This window comes from Flavobacterium sp., from assembly GCF_031363805.1.
Lineage (GTDB): Bacteria > Bacteroidota > Bacteroidia > Flavobacteriales > Flavobacteriaceae > Flavobacterium.
The window spans coordinates 1-3,414 of the sequence record NZ_JANLVD010000060.1; the positions used below are offsets into that span (position 1 = coordinate 1).

Here is a 3,414-nt window from a genome sequence, read left to right on the forward strand (position 1 = left end):
ATCCAACATCGGGAGTTAATGCTGCTTGTTTGTATAAATCATTGGTTGCGTTTAGGTAACTCATAATATATTTTTGTAATAATAAAGTTTAAGTCTTAAGTAATTCTTTAAAAATGGTAATCATTTTGGGCTCAGCCTGACCGGCTAAAGATATAATTTCAGGAATATTCACTGGTTTCAAATTTTCAGGATCACATTCATCTGTCAAAACAGAAATTGCCAAAACTGGTAGATTCAAATGATTGGCAACAATAACTTCTGGAACGGTACTCATACCAACAGCATCGGCACCAATTATTTTTAGATATTTGTACTCAGCTTTGGTTTCCAATTGAGGTCCAACAACTGCTGCATAAATTCCTCTATGCAAAATGATATTGTTTTTTGATGCAATCGCAATAATTTTTTTTCGTAAATTTAAATCATAAGGTTCGCACATGTCGGTAAAACGTTCGCCAAAATCAGATACATTTTTGAATGCCAATGGTGATCCGCCTTGCAGATTGATGTGATCTTCCACCAACATTAGTTCGCCTTTTTTGAAGTTTAAATTAATGGCACCAGAGGCGTTTGAAATTAATAAAGTTTGAATTCCTAATGCCTTTAAAACCCAAATAGGAAATGTAATTTCTTGCAATGAATATCCTTCATACAAATGAAAACGGCCTTGCATGACAATTACTTTTTTATTTTCTAAAGTTCCATAAATTAATTTTCCAGAATGAAACTCTACTGTTGAAACAGGAAAATTTGGAATTTCGGAATAATTAATCTCTTTTTCAATTTGTATATGATTCACCAATTGTCCTAATCCTGTTCCAAGCACAATGCCATATTCTGGATTGTGAAAACCTTTTTGGATTAAAAAATCGGTAGTTTGTTGTAATGTTTGTAATGTCATTTTATCTGCTTTTTTAATCTTTCAATCCTTCAATTATTCAATCTTCAATCCTCTAATCCTTCAATCCTTCAATCCTTCAATCTTTAAATCTAAACTAAATATTTCTGAAAAACTTCTATATTCTTTATATCATCAATAGTATCAATATCGTTTTTTGTGTCTAATAAATGCACTTTATAGTTCTTAAGATCATTTAAAGTATCCTTTAAAACTGTTTCTGTACTCCATCTTTTATTTGAAAAAATGTTTGCTGGAATATTTTTTAAACCTAGTAAATAATAACCACCATCTTCAGCTGGTCCAATAACAACATCATTATTTTCGAGTTCATGGAATGCTATTTCAATATCTGATATCTCCAAATCGTGTAAATCTGTTCCAATAATGACAATTTTTTTAAAGCCGTTTTCAAAACCATCAGCGAAAGCATTCTTCATTTTTTCGCCCAAATCAATTCCAGATTGTAATGCTTTTTGATATAAATTGTTATCCCAAATATCATTTTTAATGATTTCTTCTGAATACAAAACCCGACGCGACGCTTCAACATTTGATGCAATTTCTTGTGTATGTTGCAATAGAAATTTATAGATTTCTAGAGTTTTTTCATTGCCAATGGAAGCTGCCAAACGTGTTTTTACTTTGCCTAACTCAGGATTTCTTGTAAATATGAGTATTAAATTATCTTCCATAAATTAAGCTACTGCTCCTTGACAACTGCTTCCTGCTCCAGCCGTGCAACCATAGCAATGTTGAGAAATGATAATATCTCGGTTGGTCAAATTCTCTTCGTTAAACTGAGAAATATGATTTTCAGTTGAGGCTACTTTCAATCCAAGCATTTGATTGAAATCGCAATCATATAAAAATCCATCGTAACTTACTGATATCGTATTGGTACACATTACGTTTTGAACCGCTTTTGGATTGTAAGCTTCCACCAAGGCATACATATAATCTTCGTAATTATCGGAAGCTATCAAATAATCTAAAAAACGAGAAATTGGCAAATTGGTAATGGCAAAAAGATTGTGAAAATCTATGTTGAAATCTTCTTTTAATGATTTTTTGAAATCATTTTCCAAAGCTTTTTGATCTGTTGGCAAAAATGCTCCTGAAGGATTATAAACCAAGTCAAGTTTTAAATGGTTTCCTTCTTTTCCATAACCTACTTCATTGAGCATCTGCAATGCTTTTATAGATTTATCGAAAACACCATCACCCCGTTGTTTGTCGGTTTTTTCTCTTTTATAATAAGGTAAAGATGATACAACATGTATATTATGTTTTGCGAAAAATTCGGGCAAATCGTTGTGTTTTTTGTTGGCTAAAATGATGGTCAAGTTCGAACGAACAATAAAATCTTGAACACCCAGTTTTGATGCTTCTTCAACAAACCAACGGAAATTCGGATTCATTTCTGGAGCACCACCAGTTAAATCTAGTGTGTGAACATTTGTGTTTTTAATAACATCCAAACATTGTTGCATGGTTTCCAGAGTCATGATTTCTTTTCGATCTGGACCAGCATCTACATGGCAATGTGCACATACTTGATTGCACATATAACCTACATTTATTTGAAGAATTTCAATTTTTGATGGACGTAGCGGAAACTGATTGGATTGTTTTATTTTAGCAGCAAAAGTGGGCAATGAACCGTTTTTAAAAATTCCGTTGGATAGAATTTCTAGTTGTTTCTCTGTTTGTGAGAGTTCATTGTGTCTTGCATGTAAGGATTTTAATAACATATTTTCAAAAATAGTGGAATTAATCAATAACGTAAAATCAGATTTACCTTAAAAGTTATCAATTTTACATGGATAATTTATCATATTTATTCATCATTTGAACGCTATGAACTAGTGTGGCTCCACCACGAATGGCGGCTGCCACATGAACAGCTTCCATCATTTCTTCTTTGGTTATACCACGTTGCAAACCGTCGCCTGTGTATGCATCGATGCAATACGGACATTGTACCGTGTGCGATACTGCCAAAGCGATTAATGATTTTTCTCGAGCTGTCAAGCTTCCTTCTTCAAAAACTTTACCATAATATTCAAAAAATTTTGAACCTAATTCGGCATTCCAATCTGATATTTTTCCAAATTTTTTTAAGTCGGCTGGATCGTAGTATGTTTTTTCCATTTTATTTTGTTATTATTTTATTTCCTTTCAAAAGATATTCACTCCATTCTTTTGAAAATGCGTGAACATTTTCTGTCGGTTTTTGTTCAGAATCTACAACTTCTTGATTTTGATTTTTCCATTCAAAAATACCGCCATAAAGATTGTATACATTTTTGTAACCTAATTTGAGTAATTTCTCTCCTATTTTTTCACTCCGAATACCAATCGAACAATATACGACAATGGTAGCATCTTGGTTTTTGTAATCTTGTATTATTTTTTTTGAATTAAAATTATTATAACCTACAAAATTTGCGTTTTTTAAGTGACTAACTTCAAATTCATTTTTTTCTCTAGCATCTAAAATAATGATATTTTTT

At 31.8% G+C, this 3,414-nt stretch carries 5 protein-coding genes; all 5 read right to left on the reverse strand.

Translation table 11 applies throughout. The annotated features are described in order from the left end of the window. Positions 1–88: 88 nt before the first annotated feature. Positions 89–901, reverse strand: coding sequence for a purine-nucleoside phosphorylase (locus RMN92_RS03535; protein WP_309608083.1), 813 nt, complete (start codon positions 899–901; stop codon positions 89–91). An 89-nt stretch (positions 902–990) separates the two neighbouring features. Continuing rightward, entirely contained in the window at positions 991–1,593 is a 603-nt protein-coding gene (locus tag RMN92_RS03540; protein ID WP_309608084.1) for a TIGR04282 family arsenosugar biosynthesis glycosyltransferase, read from the reverse strand. Between the two features lie 3 nt (positions 1,594–1,596). Further along, a complete protein-coding gene (gene arsS, locus RMN92_RS03545) occupies positions 1,597–2,652 on the reverse strand; it encodes an arsenosugar biosynthesis radical SAM (seleno)protein ArsS (RefSeq protein WP_309608085.1) in 1,056 nt (351 codons plus the stop codon). Positions 2,653–2,716: 64 nt separating this feature from the next. After that, a complete protein-coding gene (locus RMN92_RS03550; protein ID WP_309608086.1) occupies positions 2,717–3,052 on the reverse strand; it encodes an arsenosugar biosynthesis-associated peroxidase-like protein in 336 nt (111 codons plus the stop codon). Between the two features lies 1 nt (position 3,053). Next, positions 3,054–3,414: rhodanese-like domain-containing protein (locus tag RMN92_RS03555; RefSeq protein ID WP_309608087.1), on the reverse strand; the 361-nt coding region annotated here is incomplete at its 5' end.

Coding starts and splice junctions, on each gene's coding strand:
- RMN92_RS03535 (WP_309608083.1), bottom strand. CDS start 901: ATGACATTACAAACATTACAACAAACTACCGATTTTTTAATCCAAAAA.
- RMN92_RS03540 (WP_309608084.1), bottom strand. CDS start 1,593: ATGGAAGATAATTTAATACTCATATTTACAAGAAATCCTGAGTTAGGC.
- arsS (WP_309608085.1), bottom strand. CDS start 2,652: ATGTTATTAAAATCCTTACATGCAAGACACAATGAACTCTCACAAACA.
- RMN92_RS03550 (WP_309608086.1), bottom strand. CDS start 3,052: ATGGAAAAAACATACTACGATCCAGCCGACTTAAAAAAATTTGGAAAA.